Annotated in this window: 13 protein-coding genes and 1 pseudogene; 7 read left to right on the plus strand and 7 right to left on the minus strand. The window is 60.2% G+C overall.

Annotated features, from left to right (window positions below):
- Window positions 1-28: 28 nt before the first annotated feature.
- Both glnL and ntrC read left to right on the plus strand, forming a co-directional pair.
- Window positions 29-1174, plus strand: a complete 1146-nt coding sequence (gene glnL, locus ABH944_RS34910) for a nitrogen regulation protein NR(II) (RefSeq protein WP_404612401.1) — start codon at window positions 29-31, stop codon at window positions 1172-1174.
- A gap of 146 nt (window positions 1175-1320) precedes the next feature.
- Entirely contained in the window at window positions 1321-2826 is a 1506-nt protein-coding gene (ntrC, locus tag ABH944_RS34915; RefSeq protein WP_404612403.1) for a nitrogen regulation protein NR(I), read from the plus strand.
- A gap of 203 nt (window positions 2827-3029) precedes the next feature.
- Here the strand turns inward: ntrC and xth are convergent, their stop codons facing one another.
- The 3 genes from xth to ABH944_RS34930 all read right to left on the minus strand — a co-directional run bounded on the left by xth (window position 3030) and on the right by ABH944_RS34930 (window position 4556).
- The gene (gene xth, locus ABH944_RS34920; protein WP_404612405.1) at window positions 3030-3806 is read right to left on the minus strand and encodes an exodeoxyribonuclease III; all 777 of its coding nucleotides are present in this window, start codon (window positions 3804-3806) and stop codon (window positions 3030-3032) included.
- Between the two features lie 151 nt (window positions 3807-3957).
- The gene (locus tag ABH944_RS34925) at window positions 3958-4251 is read right to left on the minus strand and encodes an addiction module antidote protein (protein ID WP_062091476.1); all 294 of its coding nucleotides are present in this window, start codon (window positions 4249-4251) and stop codon (window positions 3958-3960) included.
- Complete coding sequence (locus ABH944_RS34930) at window positions 4248-4556, minus strand: type II toxin-antitoxin system RelE/ParE family toxin (protein ID WP_404612407.1); 309 nt, start codon at window positions 4554-4556, stop codon at window positions 4248-4250. The genes ABH944_RS34925 and ABH944_RS34930 overlap by 4 nt, the downstream gene beginning before the upstream one ends.
- 259 nt (window positions 4557-4815) lie before the next feature.
- Here ABH944_RS34930 and ABH944_RS34935 point away from each other — a divergent pair, with 259 nt between their 5' ends.
- Window positions 4816-6090, plus strand: coding sequence for an amidohydrolase family protein (locus ABH944_RS34935; RefSeq protein WP_404612409.1), 1275 nt, complete (start codon window positions 4816-4818; stop codon window positions 6088-6090).
- Between the two features lie 105 nt (window positions 6091-6195).
- On the opposite strand, the gene ABH944_RS34940 is transcribed toward ABH944_RS34935, so the two are convergent.
- The 4 genes from ABH944_RS34940 to fixL form a co-directional block, all read right to left on the minus strand.
- On the minus strand, window positions 6196-8337 hold the full coding sequence (locus ABH944_RS34940) for a M3 family metallopeptidase (RefSeq protein WP_404612411.1): 2142 nt from the start codon (window positions 8335-8337) through the stop codon (window positions 6196-6198).
- Window positions 8338-8585: 248 nt separating this feature from the next.
- Window positions 8586-9449, minus strand: coding sequence for a bifunctional methylenetetrahydrofolate dehydrogenase/methenyltetrahydrofolate cyclohydrolase FolD (folD, locus tag ABH944_RS34945; protein ID WP_404612413.1), 864 nt, complete (start codon window positions 9447-9449; stop codon window positions 8586-8588).
- Between the two features lie 295 nt (window positions 9450-9744).
- Window positions 9745-10392: an oxygen response regulator transcription factor FixJ gene (fixJ, locus tag ABH944_RS34950; protein WP_062091480.1), complete on the minus strand. Its 648-nt coding sequence runs from the start codon at window positions 10390-10392 to the stop codon at window positions 9745-9747.
- Window positions 10389-12917 (minus strand): oxygen sensor histidine kinase FixL, encoded by a 2529-nt coding sequence (gene fixL, locus ABH944_RS34955; protein WP_404612415.1) that lies wholly within the window; start codon window positions 12915-12917, stop codon window positions 10389-10391. Before fixL ends, fixJ begins: the two co-directional genes overlap by 4 nt.
- Before the next feature lie 307 nt (window positions 12918-13224).
- Between fixL and aceE the strand changes: the two genes are divergently transcribed.
- The 4 genes and pseudogenes from aceE (at window position 13225) to lpdA (ending at window position 19959) form a co-directional block, all read left to right on the plus strand.
- Complete coding sequence (gene aceE / locus ABH944_RS34960) at window positions 13225-15924, plus strand: pyruvate dehydrogenase (acetyl-transferring), homodimeric type (RefSeq protein WP_404612417.1); 2700 nt, start codon at window positions 13225-13227, stop codon at window positions 15922-15924.
- A gap of 87 nt (window positions 15925-16011) precedes the next feature.
- On the plus strand, window positions 16012-17658 hold the full coding sequence (gene aceF / locus ABH944_RS34965) for a dihydrolipoyllysine-residue acetyltransferase (RefSeq protein WP_404612419.1): 1647 nt from the start codon (window positions 16012-16014) through the stop codon (window positions 17656-17658).
- A 216-nt stretch (window positions 17659-17874) separates the two neighbouring features.
- A pseudogene (locus ABH944_RS34970) lies at window positions 17875-18084 on the plus strand (biotin/lipoyl-containing protein); the annotation flags it as partial.
- 132 nt (window positions 18085-18216) lie between these two features.
- Window positions 18217-19959: a dihydrolipoyl dehydrogenase gene (gene lpdA, locus ABH944_RS34975; protein ID WP_404612492.1), complete on the plus strand. Its 1743-nt coding sequence runs from the start codon at window positions 18217-18219 to the stop codon at window positions 19957-19959.
- Window positions 19960-20157: the final 198 nt, after the last annotated feature.

Raw genomic sequence — 20157 nt, forward strand, 5'->3', positions numbered from 1 at the left:
AAGTTTCAAGACGGGGTCTCACTGCACGATGGTTCTCAAGAATCTCATCAAGGCGAGAAAGAGTCCTCCCGACAATTCGTTGTCCGACGACGCCGCGCTGGTCGCCACGCATTTGCTGCCGGGCATGGAAGCGCTGCCCACGGTTGTGCTTGTGCTCGACAAGTTGAGCCTGAAGATCGCGTTCGCGAATCCGTCGGCGGAAGCCATGCTCGAGCGCTCGCGCAAGCAATTGGCTCAGACCTCATGGCCTGAACTGTTCGCCAATGCGGACGAACTGGTGACGACCATTGCCTCGATTGCCGATCATCGTTTCAACGCAACGCATCTCGACGCGGTGCTCGAACGTCCCGGCCGCGAGCCGCTGCATGTGCACGCGATTGTTGCGTATCTGGAAGTCGCACCGAATTACGTGCTGCTCGAACTATTCGAGAACGAGCGGCACTTGAAGACTGACCGCGAGGAGCGTATTCACGATCTGACTGCGGTCAACAAGCAACTGATTCGCAACCTCGCACATGAAATCAAGAATCCGCTCGGCGGTATTCGAGGCGCGGCGCAACTGCTCGAGTTCGAACTGGGTGGGCGTGAACGCGATGAGTTGCGTGAATACACGCAAGTGATCATCAAGGAATCGGATCGGCTGCAAACTCTGGTTGACCGGTTGCTCGAGCCGCACCGACATCCGCATATTGTTGGTGACGTCAATATTCACGAAGTATGCGAACGCGTGCGTGCCGTGATTCTCGCGGAGTTTCCGCGCGGCCTCACGCTCGATCGCGACTATGACGTGAGCGTGCCCGACTTGCGCGGTGACAAGGAGCAGCTTATCCAGGCGCTGCTCAACATCGTGCGCAACGCGGCGGAAGCGCTGCGCGAGCGTATTTCGCAAGGCGATGCAAGGATCGAATTGCGTACACGTATTGCGCGCAAAGTGACGATTGGCAAACGCCTGCACAAACTGGCACTGGACTTGCATATCACTGACAACGGTCCCGGTATCCCGGAAGAGATCCGCGACCGGATCTTCTACCCGCTGGTGTCCGGGCGGGAAGATGGGAGCGGACTGGGACTTACGCTCGCACAGACTTTCGTGCAACAGCACGATGGGCTGATCGAAGTGGAAAGCAAACCGGGTTGCACCGAGTTCACCATCTTGTTGCCGTTCGAAGGCTGACCGGACTCCGATGAAGGATCGACGCGCGCCAGGCATGAAGTTAAGGATCGATCACGAGGGTTCATCGACATTTTGAAAAGCGCTAGTGCGCCTGACCGTTTCGACGGGCTTATACCGAACCACACGAAGACATCTCGCCGAACTATATGAAGCCGATCTGGATAGTAGACGACGACCAATCCATCCGCTGGGTGCTCGAAAAAGCGCTCGCAAGAGAGAACTTCGCCACGCGCAGTTTTTCCGGCGTCCGGGACGCGCTGACGGCGCTCGAACAGGAAAGTCCGCAGGTGCTTGTGTCGGACATCCGCATGCCGGGTGGTTCGGGACTCGAATTGTTGCAGACTGTACGCGACAAGCTGCCTGGTTTGCCCGTCATCATCATGACGGCGTTCTCCGATCTCGACAGCGCCGTGGCCGCGTTCCAGGGCGGTGCGTTCGAATACCTGGCGAAGCCGTTTGACGTCGACAAGGCGGTCGAGTTGATCCGGCGCGCGGTCGATGAAAGCATGCGGGGTGAAGCAGCCTACGACAACAGCGTGACCGAGACGCCGGAAATGCTCGGCCAGGCACCGGCGATGCAGGACATGTTTCGCGCAATCGGCCGTCTGTCACATTCCGCCGCCACCGTGCTCATCACGGGCGAATCAGGCACCGGAAAGGAGCTTGTCGCGCGTGCGCTGCACCGTCATAGCCCGCGCGCGAACGGACCGTTCATCGCGTTGAACACTGCCGCTATTCCGAAGGATCTGCTCGAGTCCGAGTTGTTCGGCCATGAGCGTGGCGCGTTTACGGGCGCGCAGGCAATGCGGCAGGGACGGTTCGAGCAAGCTGAAAACGGCACCCTGTTCCTCGATGAAATTGGCGATATGCCGTTTGATCTGCAGACGCGTTTGTTACGCGTGTTGTCCGATGGGCAGTTTTATCGCGTGGGCGGGCACAACCCGTTGAAGGCGAATGTTCGCGTGATTGCAGCGACTCATCAGAATCTCGAGTCCCGCGTGCGGCAGGGCTTGTTCCGTGAGGACTTGTATCACCGCCTGAACGTGATTCGCTTGCGCTTGCCCGCGTTGCGCGAGCGTAGCGAAGACATTCCGTTGCTCACCCGGCACTTCCTGCAGAAAAGCGCGCGCGATCTGGGCGTCGAGCCGAAACGCGTGTCGGAAGACGCACTCGGATTCCTGGCGTCGCTGCCGTTTCCCGGTAACGTCCGTCAACTCGAAAACCTGTGCAACTGGCTGACCGTGATGGCGCCGGCGCAGACGATCGAGCAAAAGGACTTGCCTCCCGATCTCACGCCGACTCAGGAATATGCCGGCGAGAGCACTGCGCTGACGGCATCGGCAGTGGAAATGGGCGCTGGGTCGAATGCGGCCCTATCGGGCGGTGTCAGCGGTTTGCCGGCTTCGCTTGGTACGCCGCCGGCCGGCGTTCCCGCGAGCGTATGGGAAAACGGTTTGCGGACCGAGGTCGCGCGGCTGCTGCGCGAGAATACTGCCGATGTCATGGACGAACTTGCGCGCCGGTTTGAAGCCGCGGTGATACGTGAGGCCCTCGACTTCACTCGCGGCCGGAAGGTGGAGGCGGCTGAACGTCTCGGGATCGGCCGCAATACGATCACACGCAAGATTCAGGAATTGCATCTGGATGCTTGATGGGAGTAGTGGCGGAGTAGAGGGCGTCTGGCGACGCCCTCGTTGCGGTTCTTCAGGTGCGGGTTTATAGAAGCATGACCTGGCAGCGCTAGCGTCGAGCCTTCGGGCCTCAAGTTCGGAGCGAGGCGTGGTGCGATCTTGCGTGTGCCCGTGTTCTTGGAACGCCTTTCGCCTTACCGCTTCGCTCCCAAACCATTCCCTGCTCAGCTGATTGTCGCGATCACCGGCGCGTGGTCCGACGGTTGTTCCCACTTCCGCGGCACCTTGTCCACTTCGCACGCAGTGCATCGTGCGGCGAGCTCTGCCGTGACCAGAATGTGATCGATGCGCAGTCCTGCATTACGACGGAATCCGAGCATGCGGTAATCCCACCACGTAAAAAGCTTCTCGGGCTGCTCGAACTTGCGGAAGGTATCGGTGAGACCGAGTTCGATCAATTGCACGAAATGCGCGCGTTCTTCGGGCGAGACAAGGTTCTGGCCTTCCCATGCTTTCGGGTCGTGGACGTCGCGATCTTCCGGCGCGATGTTGTAGTCACCGAGCAGCGCGAGTTGCGGATACGTCTTCATCTCGCCCTCGATCCAGTCGCGCAGCGCCTCGAGCCAGCGCATCTTGTACGCGAACTTTTCCGTCCCTGGCGCCTGGCCATTGGGGAAATACGCCGAGATGATCCGCACGCCTTCCACGGTTGCGGCAATCACGCGTTGCTGCGGGTCTTCGAAAGCCGGGATGTTGCGTACGATTGTGGTTTCGTCGACCGTCAGGCTGTCGCGTACCAGAATGCCCACGCCGTTATAGGTCTTCTGGCCGGCGAACCAGCTTCTGTAGCCGACGGCCGCAAGTTCTGCAACGGGGAATTTATCGTCGGTGAGCTTGAGCTCCTGCATGCAAAGCACGTCGACACCGCTCGTTGCCAGCCAGTCGATCACATGCTGCTGGCGGACTTTGAGGGAGTTTACGTTCCAGGTGGCAATTTTCATTTGATTGGTGCGGAGATTGACTCTCGTCAGTGATGAACTGCGGGCATGAGCATGAAGCCGTCTGTCAGCCTTTCTCGGCCCGATTGATTGAAGGGTGGACTCAGCTTACCTGAGCTGCAGGTCATAGGCTGTCGCCGTCAAGGCGAACGCGTCAGTGATGCACGGGCACGGCGACGAGTTTTACGCCCAACGCGGCGGCAACTTTCTGGATGGTTTCAAATCGGGGTTTCGCGCCCTCGGCCAGAGACTTGTACAGGCTTTCGCGTTGTACCCCCGCTTCGGAGGCGACTTTCGACATGCCGCGCGCTTTCACGATATCGGCAAGAGCCGACAGGAGAATGTCGGAGTCGCCGGAGGCAAGCGCCTCGTTCAGATATGCAGCGATGGCCTCTTCGCTATCGAGATAGTCGGATGCGTCGAAAGCCGAAATGTGAGTCGAGTTCATTTCCGTTCCTGTCTGATTCGTTGCCACATGGCCTTCGCTCGGGCGATATCAGATATCTGCCCTTGCTTGCTTCCCCCGGCCAACAGTAGGTACACCGTCAAGCCGTCACGCACGTAATACACACGATAGCCCGCGCCTGTGTGGACACGCATTTCCCACACGCTGCCGCCCACGTCGTGACAATCGCCGAAATTTCCCAGAGCGGCGCGTTTGATCCGAACCAGGATGGCGGCTCTTGCCAACACATCAGTCACGCCCAACAGCCAGACCGAAAAGTCGTGCGTTTGATTGATTGTGTTCGTCATGCGCGCGGATCCCAGATAACGTTAAGTGGGATGCCTTGATGAAGTGTATCCTTATGGATACGAAAACTCAAGGCATCGATTGAAGAAAGCAGTGATCTGATCCTGGTGGCTCGCAAACGAGCATTGGAGTGGAGTTGTCACTGTGATTGGTCGCGCGAGCTTTCTGCAGTCAGCCGAATGGCTAACGCGGGCAGCGCTCTGAAAATCGTGCTTTCTGTCCCGCTACAATCATCGAAACACTTGGCAAAAGGACAACCCCATGGACCTGATCATTCGGCGCGCAGCGCTCGCGCATTCCCGCGATCTGGTGGACATCGGCATCGAAGGCGGCCGCTTTGCTGCAATCGAACCGCAGCTCGCGGCGAGCGCGCCTGAAGAAATCGATGCCGCGGGTTCTCTCGTCACCGCACCGTTCGTCGACGCGCATTTCCATATGGACGCCACGTTGTCCTACGGTTTGCCGCGTGTGAACGCATCGGGCACGCTGCTGGAAGGAATCGCGTTATGGGGTGAGTTGAAGCCCGAGCTAACACAAGAAGCGTTGGTCGATCGGGCGATGCAGTACTGCGATTGGGCCGTTGCGCGCGGCCTGCTCGCGATTCGCTCGCACGTGGATGTCTGCGATCCGCGTCTGCTCGCCGTGGAAGCGCTGCTCGAAGTAAAGCGTCGCGTGAAGCCGTATCTCGACTTGCAACTCGTCGCGTTTCCGCAGGACGGCGTTTTGCGCAGCAAGGCCGCGTTCGAGAACCTGAAGCGTGCGATATCCATGGGCGTCGACGTGGTGGGCGGAATTCCGCACTTTGAACGCACAATGGCCGACGGTGCCGAGTCCGTGCGTCTGCTGTGCGAGTTCGCGGCGGAGAAGGGGCTGCGCGTGGACATGCATTGCGATGAATCGGATGATCCAATGTCGCGCCATATCGAAACGTTGGCGGCACAAACGCATAGGCTGGGTTTGCAGGGGCGCGTCACGGGTTCGCACCTTACATCGATGCATTCCATGGACAACTATTACGTTAGCAAGCTGATCCCGCTGATACGCGATTCCGGCGTGGCCGCGATCGCGAACCCGTTGATCAACATCACGCTGCAGGGCCGCGCCGACACCTACCCCAAGCGCCGCGGCATGACGCGCGTGCCGGAGTTGATGGCGGCAGGCGTGGACGTGGCATTTGGCCACGACTGCGTGATGGACCCGTGGTACAGCCTGGGCTCCGGCGACATGCTGGAAGTGGCGCATATGGGCTTGCACGTCGCACAGATGACGGGCATTGGCGCCATGCGTGCGGCGTTCGAAGCTGTGACAACGACGCCGGCGAAGATCCTGGGGATTGAAGGGTACGGGATTGCGGTGGGTAACAACGCGGACTGCGTAGTGCTGGACGCCCGCGATCCGGTGGAAGCCATTCGATTGCGAGCGGCGCGCACAGTTGTTCTTCGTCGCGGCAAGGTGGTCAGCCGCGCGCCGGCAATGCGGGCGAGACTCAGCCTGGAAGGGCGGCCGGAGGAAGTGAGTTTCCGGCTGGATCGATAGAGAGCAGCCTCGAAAATCTCTCGAAGGAGAATTAAGAAAGCCGTTCCAACTTGCGCTGGAACGGCCGGCTGAAGTCATACAAGCGGCATGGATTCCATCAACACCTCAATGCGCCGTCTCCGGCGACATGCCGTTATGCCGCAGCAACGCATCAATATTCGGCTCACGGCCGCGGAATGCCTTGAACGAGTCCATCGCTGGCCGGCTACCGCCCACTTCAAGAATTTCGCGGCGGTACCGGGTACCCGTTGTCGCATCCAGCACCGAGCCACCGCCAAGCTTCGCGGCTTCCTCGAACGCCGCATACGCATCCGCCGACAACACTTCCGCCCACTTGTAGCTGTAGTACCCGGCGGCATACCCGCCCGCGAAAATGTGCGTGAAGGTATTGGTCCAGCGGGAGAAGGGCGCTTGCGGCACGACGTGGAAACGCTCGTTGATCTCGCGCGCGAAGTCGTTGACGTTGATCGCGCCGGCCGGATCGTAGTCGCTGTGAAGCTGGATATCGAACATGGAGAGCACGATCTGGCGCAACGTGCCCAGACCGCTCTGAAAGTTCTTTGCGGCCAGCATCTTGTCGAACAGTTCGCGCGGCAGTGTGGCGCCCGTGTCCACGTGGCCGGACATGTCGGTGAGCACGTCCCATTCCCAGCAGAAGTTCTCCATGAACTGCGACGGCAGTTCGACCGCATCCCATTCCACGCCGTTGATACCCGATACCCCGAGTTCATCGACGCGCGTCAGCATATGATGCAGGCCGTGCCCGAATTCATGGAACAGGGTGATGACTTCGTCGTGCGTAAAGCACGCAGGCTTGCCGCCAACGGGCGCGGAGAAGTTGCATGTCAGATACGCCACCGGGGTCTGCACGCCGCCTTCACGGCGTTTGTGGCGCGAGCGGGCGTCGTCCATCCACGCGCCGCCGCGTTTGCCTTCGCGTGCATACAGATCGAGATAGAACTGCGCGACGAGCGTTCCGTCCTTGTTTTCAACGCGGAAAAAGCGCACTTCCGGATTCCAGACGGCGGCGTCGTCGCGACGGATGCTCACGCCGAACAGCGTTTCGGTGACCTTGAACAATCCTTTCAACACGGCTTCTTGCGGGAAGTACTGCTTCACTTCGTTTTCCGAGAACGAATAACGCTGCTGGCGCAGGCGTTCTGCGGCGAAGGTGGAGTCCCACGGCTGCAATTCCGGCATGCCGAGCTGAGTCGCGGCGAACGCACGCAATTCCATCCAGTCCTTCTCTGCGTGCGGGCGGGCGCGCACGGCCAGGTCCTCCAGGAACGCGATCACCTGTGCCGGCGATTCCGCCATCTTCGGCGCAAGCGACACTTCCGCGAAATTCTGATACCCGAGCGCGTGCGCTTCTTCTGCGCGCAGCTTCAACTGCTCGACAACGTTCGCCGTGTTGTCCCACCCGGCTTGGCCGTTGCCATAGTTCGGCCCCAGTTCGGACGCGCGCGTCACATAGGCGCGATACATCGCTTCACGCAAGGGCCGATGTTCGGCGTACTGCATCACGGGGAAGTACGACGGGAAATGCAGTGTGAACTTCCAGCCCTCGCTGCCTTCTCTCTGCGCCGCTTCGCGAGCCGCCTCGATGACGTCTTCCGGCAAACCCGCGAGCTCGCTCTCCTTGGTTACGACATACGAGAACGCGTTGGTGGCGTCGAGAACGTGGTCGGAGAATGCCTTCGACAACGCCGCCTGTTCTTCCTGAACGCGCGCAAACCGGGGTTTTTTATCTTCAGGCAACTCGGCGCCGGACAAACGGAAACCGCGCAGTTCGTTGCTGAGCATTTTCTTCTGCTCGACGGACAGCGATGCGTGCTCTTCGCTCGCCGCAATCGCCTTGTATTTCTCATAGAGCGCCAAATTCTGCCCGACGCTCGCTGAGAACTCGGTCACGCGCGGTAAATTCTCGGCGTGGGCGGCGCGTAATTCAGGAGTATCGGCTACGGCATTCAGGTGGCCGATTACGCCCCACGCCCGCGACAGCCGTTCGCTCGCGCGTTCCACGCTTTCCACTATGTCTTGCCAGGTAGCCGGTGTCTCAGGCGCGCTGGCGTGATCGACGGCGGCTTTGGCGTCGGCGAGCAGCACGTCGAGCGCCGGCGTTACGTGTTCCGGCTTGATGTCGCCGAAGCGGGGCAGGTCGGAGAAGTCGAGCAGGGGGTTGCCTGGGGCTTGGGTCTGAGCCTGACTCGCTTGATTCGCGGTATTCGCTGGTGTCGAATTGGACATGACTCTCCCGGTCTCGGATAAAAATGGATGCGACGATGAATGTGAAGCCGCGCCAGACACAGAAAGTATGCGATTCCGGCGGTTGGGCCATTCACTATTGTGGGGACGCCTCTGCCGATTCTCAAATCGATTCTGGCTAAGACGGTGATTTATCCGATCGGCGTGGCGGCTGGGCGCATTAGCGCGGAAATCCGGCAACCGGTGTGTCCATCATGCTTGTAAGCGTTGAAGTGCGCCGCCAGCACGGCTTAATCCCGGTCCTGCTGCATTGCGCGCTCGGCGGCTTCGATGGTATTCACCAGCAGCATGGTGATGGTCATCGGCCCGACGCCGCCTGGCACAGGTGTGATGAAACCGGCCACTTCCTTCACGCCTGCAAAATCCACATCGCCGCAGAGTTTGCCGTTCTCGTCGCGATTCATGCCGACGTCGATGATTGTTGCGCCCGGTTTGACCATGTCGGCCGTCAGGATGTTGCGTCGGCCGGTTGCGGCGACAACCACATCCGCGTTGCGGGTCAGCGCGGCGAGATCGCGCGTTTTGCTGTGCGTGATGGTGACCGTGGCGCCGGCGCCGAGCAGGAGCATGGCCATTGGCTTGCCGACGATATTCGAGCGCCCGATCACAACTGCGTTTGCGCCTTCCAGCGCGATGCCATGCGCTTCGAACATTTTCATGACGCCGTAGGGCGTGCACGGGCGAAACAGCGGCTTGCCGGTCATCAGCGCACCGGCGTTTTCGACGTTGAAACCATCTACGTCTTTGGCCGGGGCAATGGCTTCGATGACCTTGTGGCTATCGATATGCTTCGGCAACGGCAATTGCACCAGGATCCCATGCACGTTCGGGTCGTTGTTCAGGTCGTCGAGCCGCGCCAGCAATTCGCTTTCGGTGAGCGTGGACGGGAAACGGTCGAACACCGAGTGCAAGCCATTGTCTTGACAGGCTTTTACCTTGTTGCGGACGTAGACCTCGCTGGCCGGATTTTCGCCGACGAGAATGACTGCCAGGCCGGGTTGCTGCCCACGGGCGGTCAGGGCGGCGGCGCGTACGGCGACATCGGCGCGGAGGGTCTTGGAGAGGGCATTGCCGTCGATGATTTGGGCGGTCATAGGAGGTCTGGGCGGAGGACAAGTCCGCTGCTTTTCTTGAGGGCGCAGGGTCGCAGGGGGCCGGTTGCGCCAGTGCGGCGCGGCTTTGCGGTCGGTCCTTGATTATACCGGACGGGGATTTTCGCCGGTGCGGCTACCGGGCCAATGGCCGGTTCGCGTTGGCTGACTGTTTTAAAGCTGTTTTCAAACTTTTTGTCGCAGGCCGGGACGGGCGGTGGGCTTCAGTCCGGCAAAAAACCACTTCCGCCGAGGCGCAAAAAACACCCCTCGGCGTATCAGGTAGAACAGCTAAACCCTATTGAGCCTGCTGCGTTTGCGGCTTGTTGGAAAGTGCCAGCCGGAGCAAATCCGCAACCGTATTCACCGACAGCTTTTCCATGATGTTCGCGCGATGCGCTTCAACTGTCTTGATACTGATGCCAAGGTCATCGGCGATCTGCTTGTTCAGGCGTCCCGCAATGATCCGCTCCAGTACCTGATGTTCCCGCGCGGTCAGCTTGCCCAGGCGCTCCGCCGCTGCGCGCTGCTGCTGCACGCTCGAACTCTCGGTACGAGCCTTGTCCAGCATGCGTTCAACCAGCTTGCGCAATTCGGCTTCATCGAACGGTTTTTCGATGAAATCCATTGCGCCCTTCTTCATGGTCGAGACGGCCATTGGCACGTCGCCGTGACCCGTCACGAAGATGATCGGCAGCAAGGAATTTTCCGCAATCAGCCGTTCCTGCAATTCGAGACCGCTCATGCCGGACATCCGTACGTCCAATATCAGGCACGAGATCGCGCCGGAATGGGCGATCGGGAGGTACGCATCGAGGTACGCCTCAGCGCTCGCAAAACACGAGACGCGGTAGCCATTGGCTTCAAGCAGCCAGCGCAAAGAATCACGCACGGCTTCATCGTCGTCGACGACAAAGACGGTTTCCTGAGTGGTGACTGTGCTCATAGCTCTCCCGTAACAGTTTGTTGTGTGGGTTGATGACTGAGAGCTTCCGGTCCGTTACTGCCCGGACCATCGGCTTCTCCGATTGGCAAACTGCAATGGAATGTGGCGCCCGTCACGTTGCCGGAGGCATCGATATTGTTCACCACCCAAAGACGTCCACGATGCGATTCAATGATCGATCGGCAAATGTTCAAGCCCATGCCCATACCGTCGGACTTGGTGCTGTAGAAAGGTTCAAACAGGCGCTCCGCCGTGGCTTCGTCCACCCCCGGCCCCTGGTCCACCACGCTCACGCACACGAAACCGCCGTCCACGCGCTGCACGATCACGCGGATCACCGGATCAACGGCGTTCGGCTTGGCGTCGTGCATGGCTTCGGCTGCGTTCTTCAGCAGGTTCACGAGTACTTGCTCGATCAGCACCGGGTCCACATGGATCACGGGCATGCGCGAGCGGATCTCGGTGAGAATCCTGATCTTGCGTTTGCGCGCTTCGATTTCCGCGAGACCGACGGCGTCCGCCACGATATCAGCCACACGCGTAGGCTGGCGTTTCGGTTCACTGCGTTTCACGAATTCGCGGATGCGCTTGATGATCATGCCTGCCCGCACCGCTTGCTGCGCGGTTTTTTCGAGCACGGGCAACAGCGCGTCCTGCGTCATGCGGCCCGATTTGACCAGCGCGACGCAACCGGAACAATAGTTATTGATCGCGGCCAAAGGCTGGTTCAGCTCGTGCGCCAGCGATGACGCCATTTCGCCCATCGTCATCAAACGGCTGGTGAACTGAAGCTTTTCTTCCTGCTGGTCGGCCAGTTCCTGCGCCTGCTTGCGCGTGGTGATGTCGGTCGCGATCTGCATCTGCGCGAGATGCCCGTCCACCCACTGAATGTACTGGCGGCGCACTTCGAACCACTTCTGGATGCTCTCCACATACACTTCCTGCGCGTCCGAGGTGCTTTCGGTCAGCGCTGTGGCGGGCAGGCCTGCATAGGTATCGACCATGTCGATGGAATCCGACGACGCCTGAGCCGTATCGAAACCCGCACCCGCGAGCTCGAGATGGCCGTCCGGCCGAATGCCGAACAGGTGCCGGTAGTAGCGGTTCGCAAACAGCAGTTCGGCTTCGTCGGCGGCGAGCACGGACACGGCTGCGTCGAGGCTTTCCAGGACGGTCGTGAAGCGTTCGTGTGCAGCGGCGAGATCTTCGCGGGCGCGGCGCGGCTCGGTAATGTCGGTCATGGACGACATCCACCCCGTCTGCCGGCCCGAACTATCGATGAGCGGCGACACATAAAGCCGCGCGTGGAAGAACGATCCGTCCTTGCGGCGCACGCGCAACTCGAAGCCCGAGGAGGGGGCCTTGCCGCGCAGGGTCATATCGAGTTGCCGCTGCATTTCCGGATAAGCGTCTTTCGGCCAGTACGGAAAGGGCGCCACTTTGGACACGAGATCGCTTTCGTCCCACCCGGTCATCCGGCAAAACGCCGGATTCACGTGCGTGATCCGGCCGTGCATGTCGAGCACGCGCATGCCGATCAGCACTGAATTTTCCATCGCGCGGCGGAAGAACGCCTCGGCATAGAGCGCTTGTTGCGCCTCAAAGCGCTGCCGCGTGTGTTTCCAGAGGCTCCACAAGCTCCACAACACAAAACATGACAAACCCGCGACCAGCCAGACGAGCGTGTTGTTGGTGAAATTCGTGAGTTGCGGATACGAATAAACGCGTACCGATACCCCCTGGCCTGGCGGATCGAGCGGCAGGTCGTAGAACATGTCGCGCGGAAGACGCGGCCGGCTGGAGGTGGTGGCGAGTTCGCGATTGTTCAGGTCGGTGATCGAAATCTTGTACTTCGCGGAAAGCTCGCTGGGGATGTCGTGCTTGAGAATCCCCTCGATGGAAAACACCGCGGCAATGGAACCGAGAAAATCGCGATCGCGATAAACCGGTGTCTGCAACGTGATGTAGCCATTGCCGAGATCGTCATACAGGAGCGGGGAATAGACCTGGCGGCGGCTGGTGCGGGCCTCGTCGAACGCGGATTGGACGGCGTCGTCCATCTGCGCGTCCGTCGGCTTGGCAAGTCGCGAGCCGAGCACCGGTAGCGGGGTATTGGGCCAGCGAGGTTTGTGCTGCGCCGTGTACCAGTTCATGTAGAGGATCTCGGGGTGCCCCTGCATGATGTCGCCGGTGGAATTCTGAAACGACTGCGGGTCCCCGTGGCCAGTCGCGATGTCGCGCGCCAAGGCCTGGATCTGCTCTTGCGCGCCAGTCATGGAAAGCCTGATTTGCTGCTGTGCCCAAGCCACGTTACGGTAGAGCGTGTCTTCCTGCTGTTGCTGTTCGCGCCGGTTGAGACTCCACAGGATCAGGCTCATCACGACCAGGAAGACCAGGATCGAAATCAGTGGGGTCAGCAAGTACGAGTTTGACCACCACGGTCCGTGGTGCCAGCGGGTCGGCGCCGGGTCGTTGGGCTTGCCCGACGAGCGCGCCGAGCGTGCGAAAAGCCGTTCGGTCAACATGCGCGCAATTGTAACGCAGCGCCACACTGTTAAATGGCGTAAAAAGTCTTGAAAAGGCCCGCAATTGATCGCAAGGACACCAACGCGACGATCAAAAAGTCCTTATTCCACGGTGCATTGCAGCATTTTTCCGCATTATGAGATTGTCTCTCATGATTCGAAAAATTGCTTGCACTACCGTTCTGAGGCTCTTTAGAATTGCCGCACGCGCGCTTGTCCCTCATTGTTTTCCGCGATTGTGTCTTGCGGATGGCTTAAAGGCTCGCGTCGTCTGTTCACAGAGCGTTCCTCAAATCAGGAGACGAGCATGTCCGCTGTACCCGACGAAGTGATGAAATATGTCGCCAACGCCAAGGACGACGAAGATCCCCAGGAAACCGCTGAGTGGCTGGAAGCCCTCGACGGCGTGATTTCGGCAGTAGGCCCGGATCGCGCCCATTACCTGATTGAAAAGCAGATCGAATTCGCGCGTGTGCACGGCGAACATCTGCCGTTTTCGGCTAACACCCCGTACATCAACACCATCCCTGTCGCCGCCCAGTCGAAGATTCCCGGCGACCAGGACATCGAACACAAGATCCGTTCGTACACGCGCTGGAACGCCATTGCCATGGTGCTGCGCGCCGGCAAGGACACGAACGTGGGCGGGCATATCGCTTCGTTTGCGTCGGCGGCCACGCTTTATGACGTCGGTTTCAACCATTTCTGGCACGCACCGTCTCCTGAACATGGCGGCGACCTCGTGTTCGTCCAGGGCCATTCGTCGCCCGGCGTGTACTCACGTGCGTTCCTGCTCGGACGCCTGAAAGAGAGCCAGCTCGATAACTTCCGCCAGGAAGTGGGCGGCGAAGGCATTTCGTCGTATCCGCATCCGTGGCTGATGCCGGACTTCTGGCAGTTCCCGACCGTGTCCATGGGCCTCGGCCCGATCATGGCGATCTATCAGGCGCGTTTCATGAAGTACCTGGACGCGCGCGGCATCATCAAGGCAGGTACCCGCAAGGTCTGGGCATTCCTCGGCGACGGCGAAACGGACGAGCCGGAATCGCTCGGCGCGATCGGCATGGCCGGCCGTGAACGGCTCGACAACCTCGTCTTCGTGATCAACTGCAACCTGCAGCGTCTCGACGGCCCGGTGCGCGGCAACGGCAAGATCATCCAGGAGCTGGAAAGCGAATTCCGCGGCGCCGGCTGGAACGTGATCAAGGTGGTGTGGGGCAGCCGCTGGGACTCGCTTTTCGCCCGCGATAAAACTGGCGCGCTGATGCGCCGGATGATGGAAGTGGTCGACGGCGAATACCAGACCTACAAGTCGGAGTCGGGCGCGTACGTGCGCGAGCATTTCTTCAACACGCCGGAACTCAGGGCGATGGTGGCGGAGTGGTCCGACGAAGACATCTGGAACCTGAATCGCGGCGGCCATGATCCGCACAAGATTTACGCGGCCTACACGGAAGCATCGAAGACGAAGGGTCAGCCGACCGTCATCCTCGCCAAGACCATCAAGGGTTATGGTATGGGCGAAGCTGGCCAGGCGATGAACATCACCCACCAGCAGAAGAAGTTGCACACGGATCAGCTGAAGAAATTCCGCGATCAGTTCAGGCTGCCGATTCCCGACGACCAGATCGCCGACGTGCCGTACCTGACGTTCGAAGAAGGCTCGAAGGAACTCGAGTACATGCGCGCTCGCCGCCAGGAACTGGGTGGTTACCTGCCGGCGCGCCGGCAGAAGGCCGAGTCCCTGCCGGTGCCGGATCTGTCGGCGTTCGAACCGGTGTTGAAGGGCACGGGTCCGGGCCGCGAGATCTCCACGACCATGGCGTTCGTGCGGATCCTCAACATCCTGCTGAAGGACAAGGCGCTCGGCAAACGCATCGTGCCGATCGTGCCGGATGAATCGCGTACTTTCGGTATGGAAGGTTTGTTCCGCCAGATCGGTATCTGGAATCAGGACGGCCAGAAGTACGTGCCGGAAGATTCCGACCAGCTGATGTTCTATCGCGAATCGGAAACCGGCCAGATCCTGCAGGAAGGGATCAACGAAGCCGGCGGGATGTGCGACTGGATCGCGGCCGCGACGTCGTATTCGACGCACGGCGAGATCATGATCCCGTTCTACATCTTCTATTCCATGTTCGGCTTCCAGCGCATCGGCGATCTGGCGTGGGCAGCGGGCGACATGCGTTCGCGCGGTTTCCTGCTGGGCGGCACGGCTGGACGCACGACGCTCAACGGCGAAGGCCTGCAGCACGAAGACGGTCATTCGCTGATGTGGGCGGCGTCGGTGCCGAACTGCGTGAGTTACGACCCGACCTTCGGTTACGAACTCGCGGTGATCATGCAGGACGGTTTGCGTCGCATGGTGGCGGATCAGGAAGACGTGTATTACTACGTCACGGTGATGAACGAGAACTACGAACACCCGGCGATTCCGCAGGGCGATTCGGTCGCCACCGACATCATCAAGGGCATGTATTCGTTCCGCAAATCGGATGCCGACGCAAAAACGCCGCGTGTTCAGTTGATGGGCGCGGGCACGATCTTCAATGAAGTGATCGCCGCCGCCGATCTGCTGAAGAACGACTGGAACGTCGCCGCCGATCTCTGGAGTGTCCCGAGCTTTACGGAACTGGCACGCGAAGGCGCGCAAGTGGAGCGCTGGAACCTGCTGCACCCGACGGAAGAACGTCAGGTCGCGCACGTGACGAAGCTGCTGAAGGACGCGAAAGGTCCAGTGGTGGCATCGACGGATTATGTGCGTGCGCTCGTCGACCAGATCCGCGGTTATGTGCCGAACAAGTTTGTCGTGCTTGGTACGGACGGCTACGGCCGTTCGGACACGCGCGAAAGACTGCGTCACTTCTTCGAAGTCGACCGCTACTGGGTCACCGTCGCGGCGCTCAATGCGCTGGCCGACGAAGGCACGATCGACCGCAAGCTTGTCGCGGACGCGATCAAGAAGTACGCGCTCGACCCCGCCAAACCCAACCCGATGACGGTTTAACGCATCGGCCCCCGAGTGTTGTTGCGCGAAGTCGCCTTGCCCAAAAGCAGGGCGATTTTCGCGTAGCGACCCAGGAGACAATAAACAATGAGTCAAGCGATCGAAGTCAAGGTGCCGGATATCGGCGATTACACGGACATCCCGGTGATCGAAGTGCTGGTGAAAGTCGGGGACACCGTCGAGAAGGAGCAGTCGCTCGTTACGCTCGAATCCGACAAAGCGACCATGGACGTGCCAAGTTCGGCAGCCGGTGTCGTGAAGGAAGTAAAGGTAAAGGTTGGCGACAACGTCTCGGAAGGCTCGTTGATCGTCGTGCTGGAAGCGGCTGATTCCGGCGCTGCCGCTGCGCCGAAGGCCGCTGAAAAACCCGCTGAAGCACCGGCGCAGGAAAAGGCTGCCGCTCCGGCACCGGCGGCATCGTCGGGCGGTGGATCGGTTGAAGTGAAGGTGCCGGATATCGGCGACTTCAAGGACATTCCGGTCATCGAAGTGAATGTGAAGGTGGGCGATAAGGTCGAGAAGGAGCAATCGCTTGTCACGCTCGAGTCCGATAAAGCCACCATGGACGTTCCATCGCCTGCAGCCGGCACGGTCAGGGAACTCAAGGTCAAGGTCGGCGACAACGTCTCGGAAGGCACGTTGATTCTGGTGCTGGAAGGCGGCGAAAGTGCGGCTCCAGCAGCGGCGCCTGCCGCAGCGCCCAAGCAGGACGCGCCGAAGGCTGAAGCGCCTGAATCTGCGCCTGCCCAGAAAGAAGCGCCGTCGGCACTCGCTCTCGCACCGGCCATTCCGGCTGGCGAAGGGGCGCGTACGTCGAGCCACGCGTCGCCCTCCGTGCGCAAGTTTGCGCGCGAACTGGGTGTTGATGTCGCGTCGGTCAAGGGAACAGGCCCCAAGAATCGCATCACACAAGCCGACGTCACCGCGTTCGTGAAGGGCGTGATGAGCGGTCAGGGTAAAGCGCCGGCGGCCGCTGCCGCAGCGCCGGCCGGTGGTGGCGAGTTGAATCTGCTGCCGTGGCCGAAGGTCGACTTTACGAAGTTCGGTCCGGTCGATCCGAAGCCGCTGTCGCGCATCAAGAAGATTTCGGGTGCGAACCTGCATCGCAACTGGGTCATGATTCCGCACGTCACGAACAACGACGAAGCTGACATCACCGATCTCGAAGCGTTGCGCGTGACGCTGAACAAGGAAAACGAAAAGGCCGGCGTGAAGTTCACCATGCTCGCGTTCGTGATCAAGGCGGTCGTTGCCGCGTTGAAGAAATTCCCGACGTTCAACGCGAGCCTTGACGGCGATAACCTCGTCTTCAAGCAGTATTACAACATCGGTTTTGCCGCCGATACCCCGAACGGCTTGATGGTTCCGGTGATTCGCGACGCGGACAAGAAGGGCCTCGTCGATGTCGCCAAGGAAATGGCCGATCTGTCGAAGGCCGCCCGTGAAGGGAAGCTCAAGCCCGACCAGATGCAAGGCGGATGCTTCTCGATTTCGTCGCTGGGCGGGATTGGCGGGACGCATTTCACGCCGATCATCAATGCGCCTGAAGTGGCAATCCTGGGGTTGTCGCGGGGTGCGATGAAGCCGGTGTGGGACGGCAAGGCGTTTGTGCCTCGCCTGATTCTGCCTTTGTCGCTGTCTTACGATCATCGGGTTATCGATGGCGCCGAGGCCGCGCGGTTCAATGCCTATCTTTCTGCTGTGCTGGCGGATTTCCGCCGTGTGAGTTTGTGATTTTTTTGGCTGGCGGACCGCTTTGATGTGGTCCGCCAGCCGCGTCATTGAACTTGCATCGCACTGCATTTTGCTCGTCGCCCCTGTGCGGGGCGGCACTTGCTTTCTCTGAATTGCCAAAGAAAGTAAGCAAAGAAAGGCAAGTCTGCCGACGGTAGAACCAGGGGCTACGCGTTGCGTCCTTTAGTTCTGCCCGCTTCCTTCTTAGGGGACAACATGAGTCTCACCGAACTTAAAGTACCCGATATCGGCGATTTCAAAGACGTCGATGTCGTCGAAGTGAATATCAAGGCCGGCGACGCCATCGAGAAAGAACAAGGCGTCCTCACCCTCGAATCCGATAAAGCCTCCATCGAGGTCCCAAGCGACGTCGTGGGTACGGTCAAGGAAGTCAAGATCAAAGCCGGCGATAAAGTCTCGCAAGGCACCGTGATCGCGTTGGTGGAAACGGCCGATGCAGGTAGCGAAAAGCCTGCCGCACCGGCAGCGTCCGCTGAAAAGCCCGCCGCGCCGAAAGAGGCGGCCGCTCCGAAATCCGCGGGCGGTGGATCGCAAGACGTGAAGGTGCCGGATATCGGCGATTTCACCGACATTCCCGTCATCGAAATCCACGTGAAAGTTGGCGATACGGTCGAGAAGGAACAATCGCTCGTTACGCTTGAATCCGATAAAGCCACCATGGATGTACCGTCGCCTGCAGCGGGTACGGTCAAGGAAGTCAAGGTCAAGATCGGCGACAACGTCTCCGAAGGCTCGGTGATTCTCACGCTCGAAGGCCAGGGCGGCGGTGCCGGCCAGGTCGAGGACAAGCCGAAGGCGGCTGCACCGCAACCGGCCGAAAAAGCCGCGGCGGCGCCTGCACCAAAGGCCGCATCGTTCTCCGGTTCAGCCGATATCGAATGCGACATGCTCGTGCTCGGCGCCGGTCCCGGCGGTTATTCGGCGGCTTTCCGTGCGGCCGATCTGGGCATGAAGACGGTTATCGTCGAACGGTATGAAACGCTTGGCGGCGTCTGCCTGAATGTCGGCTGCATTCCGTCGAAAGCCTTGCTTCACGCGGCTGCCATCACCGACGCCGCGAAGGAACTCGCGCACCACGGCATTTCCTTCGGTGAACCGACTATCGATCTGGACAAGCTGCGCGACTTCAAGTCGGGCGTTGTCAAGAAGCTGACCGGCGGACTGGCCGGCATGGCGAAGGCGCGCAAGGTCCAGGTGGTCACGGGTGTCGGCAAGTTCGTTGGCCCGAATCACATGGAGATCGAAGGCAAGGACGGCAAGAAGGTGGTGCAGTTCAAGAACTCGATCATCGCGGCGGGTTCGCAAGCCGTGAAGCTGCCGTTCATGCCGGAAGATCCGCGCGTAGTGGATTCGACCGGTGCGCTCGAATTGCGCCAGATTCCGAAGCGCATGCTCGTGATCGGCGGCGGCATCATCGGTCTGGAAATGGCGACGGTGTATGCGTCATTGGGCGCGGAAATCGACGTCGTCGAAATGCTCGATGTCCTGATGGCAGGTGCCGATCGCGACCTCGTGAAGGTGTGGGAGAAGTTCAACGCCAAGCGTTTCGCGAACGTCATGCTCAAGACGAAAACGACCAAGGCGGAAGCGAAGGACGACGGCATCTACGTGAGCTTCGAAGGCGAAAAAGCGCCCGCCGAAGCTCAACGTTATGACCTCGTACTCGTGGCGGTCGGTCGCAGCCCGAACGGCGGCAAGATCGGCGCGGACAAGGCCGGCGTGGCGGTGACGGATCGCGGGTTCATCAACGTCGACAAGCAGTTGCGCACGAACGTTGAACATATCTTTGCCATTGGCGATCTGGTCGGCCAGCCGATGCTCGCGCACAAGGCCGTGCACGAAGGCCACGTAGCGGCAGAAGCGGCGCATGGCGAAAAGTCCTACTTCGACGCGATGCAAATCCCGTCCGTGGCCTACACCGATCCCGAAGTGGCGTGGGCCGGCAAGACCGAAGACCAGTGCAAGGCCGAAGGCATCAAGTACGGGAAGGCCACATTCCCTTGGGCGGCATCGGGCCGGGCGATCGCGAACGGTCGCGACGAAGGTTTCACCAAACTCATCTTCGACGAAGAAACGCACCGGATCATCGGCGGCGGGATCGTGGGGTTGAATGCGGGCGACTTGATCAGCGAAGTGTGCCTGGCGATCGAGATGGGCGCGGACGCGGAGGATATCGGCAAGACGATCCATCCGCACCCGACGCTCGGCGAGTCGATCGGCATGGCGGCTGAATTGTATGAAGGTGTGTGTACGGACTTGCCACCGCAGCGCAAGAAGTAGGGTGCTGTCGGTTGGTTGAGTGAGCGGCGAGTTCTGTCAGGAATGCGCCGTTTTTTTGGGCTTGTGCTTTGAACTCGGCTTCCGAGGTCGCGGGAACACGAAAAAAAACCGTCCCAACTTTCGTTGGAACGGTTTTCCGTGCAGCCTGACCGTCTCGCGGCCACACCGGTGTTGCCGGTGCCACCGCGTGCGAATGAA

Source organism: Caballeronia udeis, assembly GCF_044909315.1.
In the GTDB taxonomy this organism is placed as follows: domain Bacteria; phylum Pseudomonadota; class Gammaproteobacteria; order Burkholderiales; family Burkholderiaceae; genus Caballeronia; species Caballeronia udeis_A.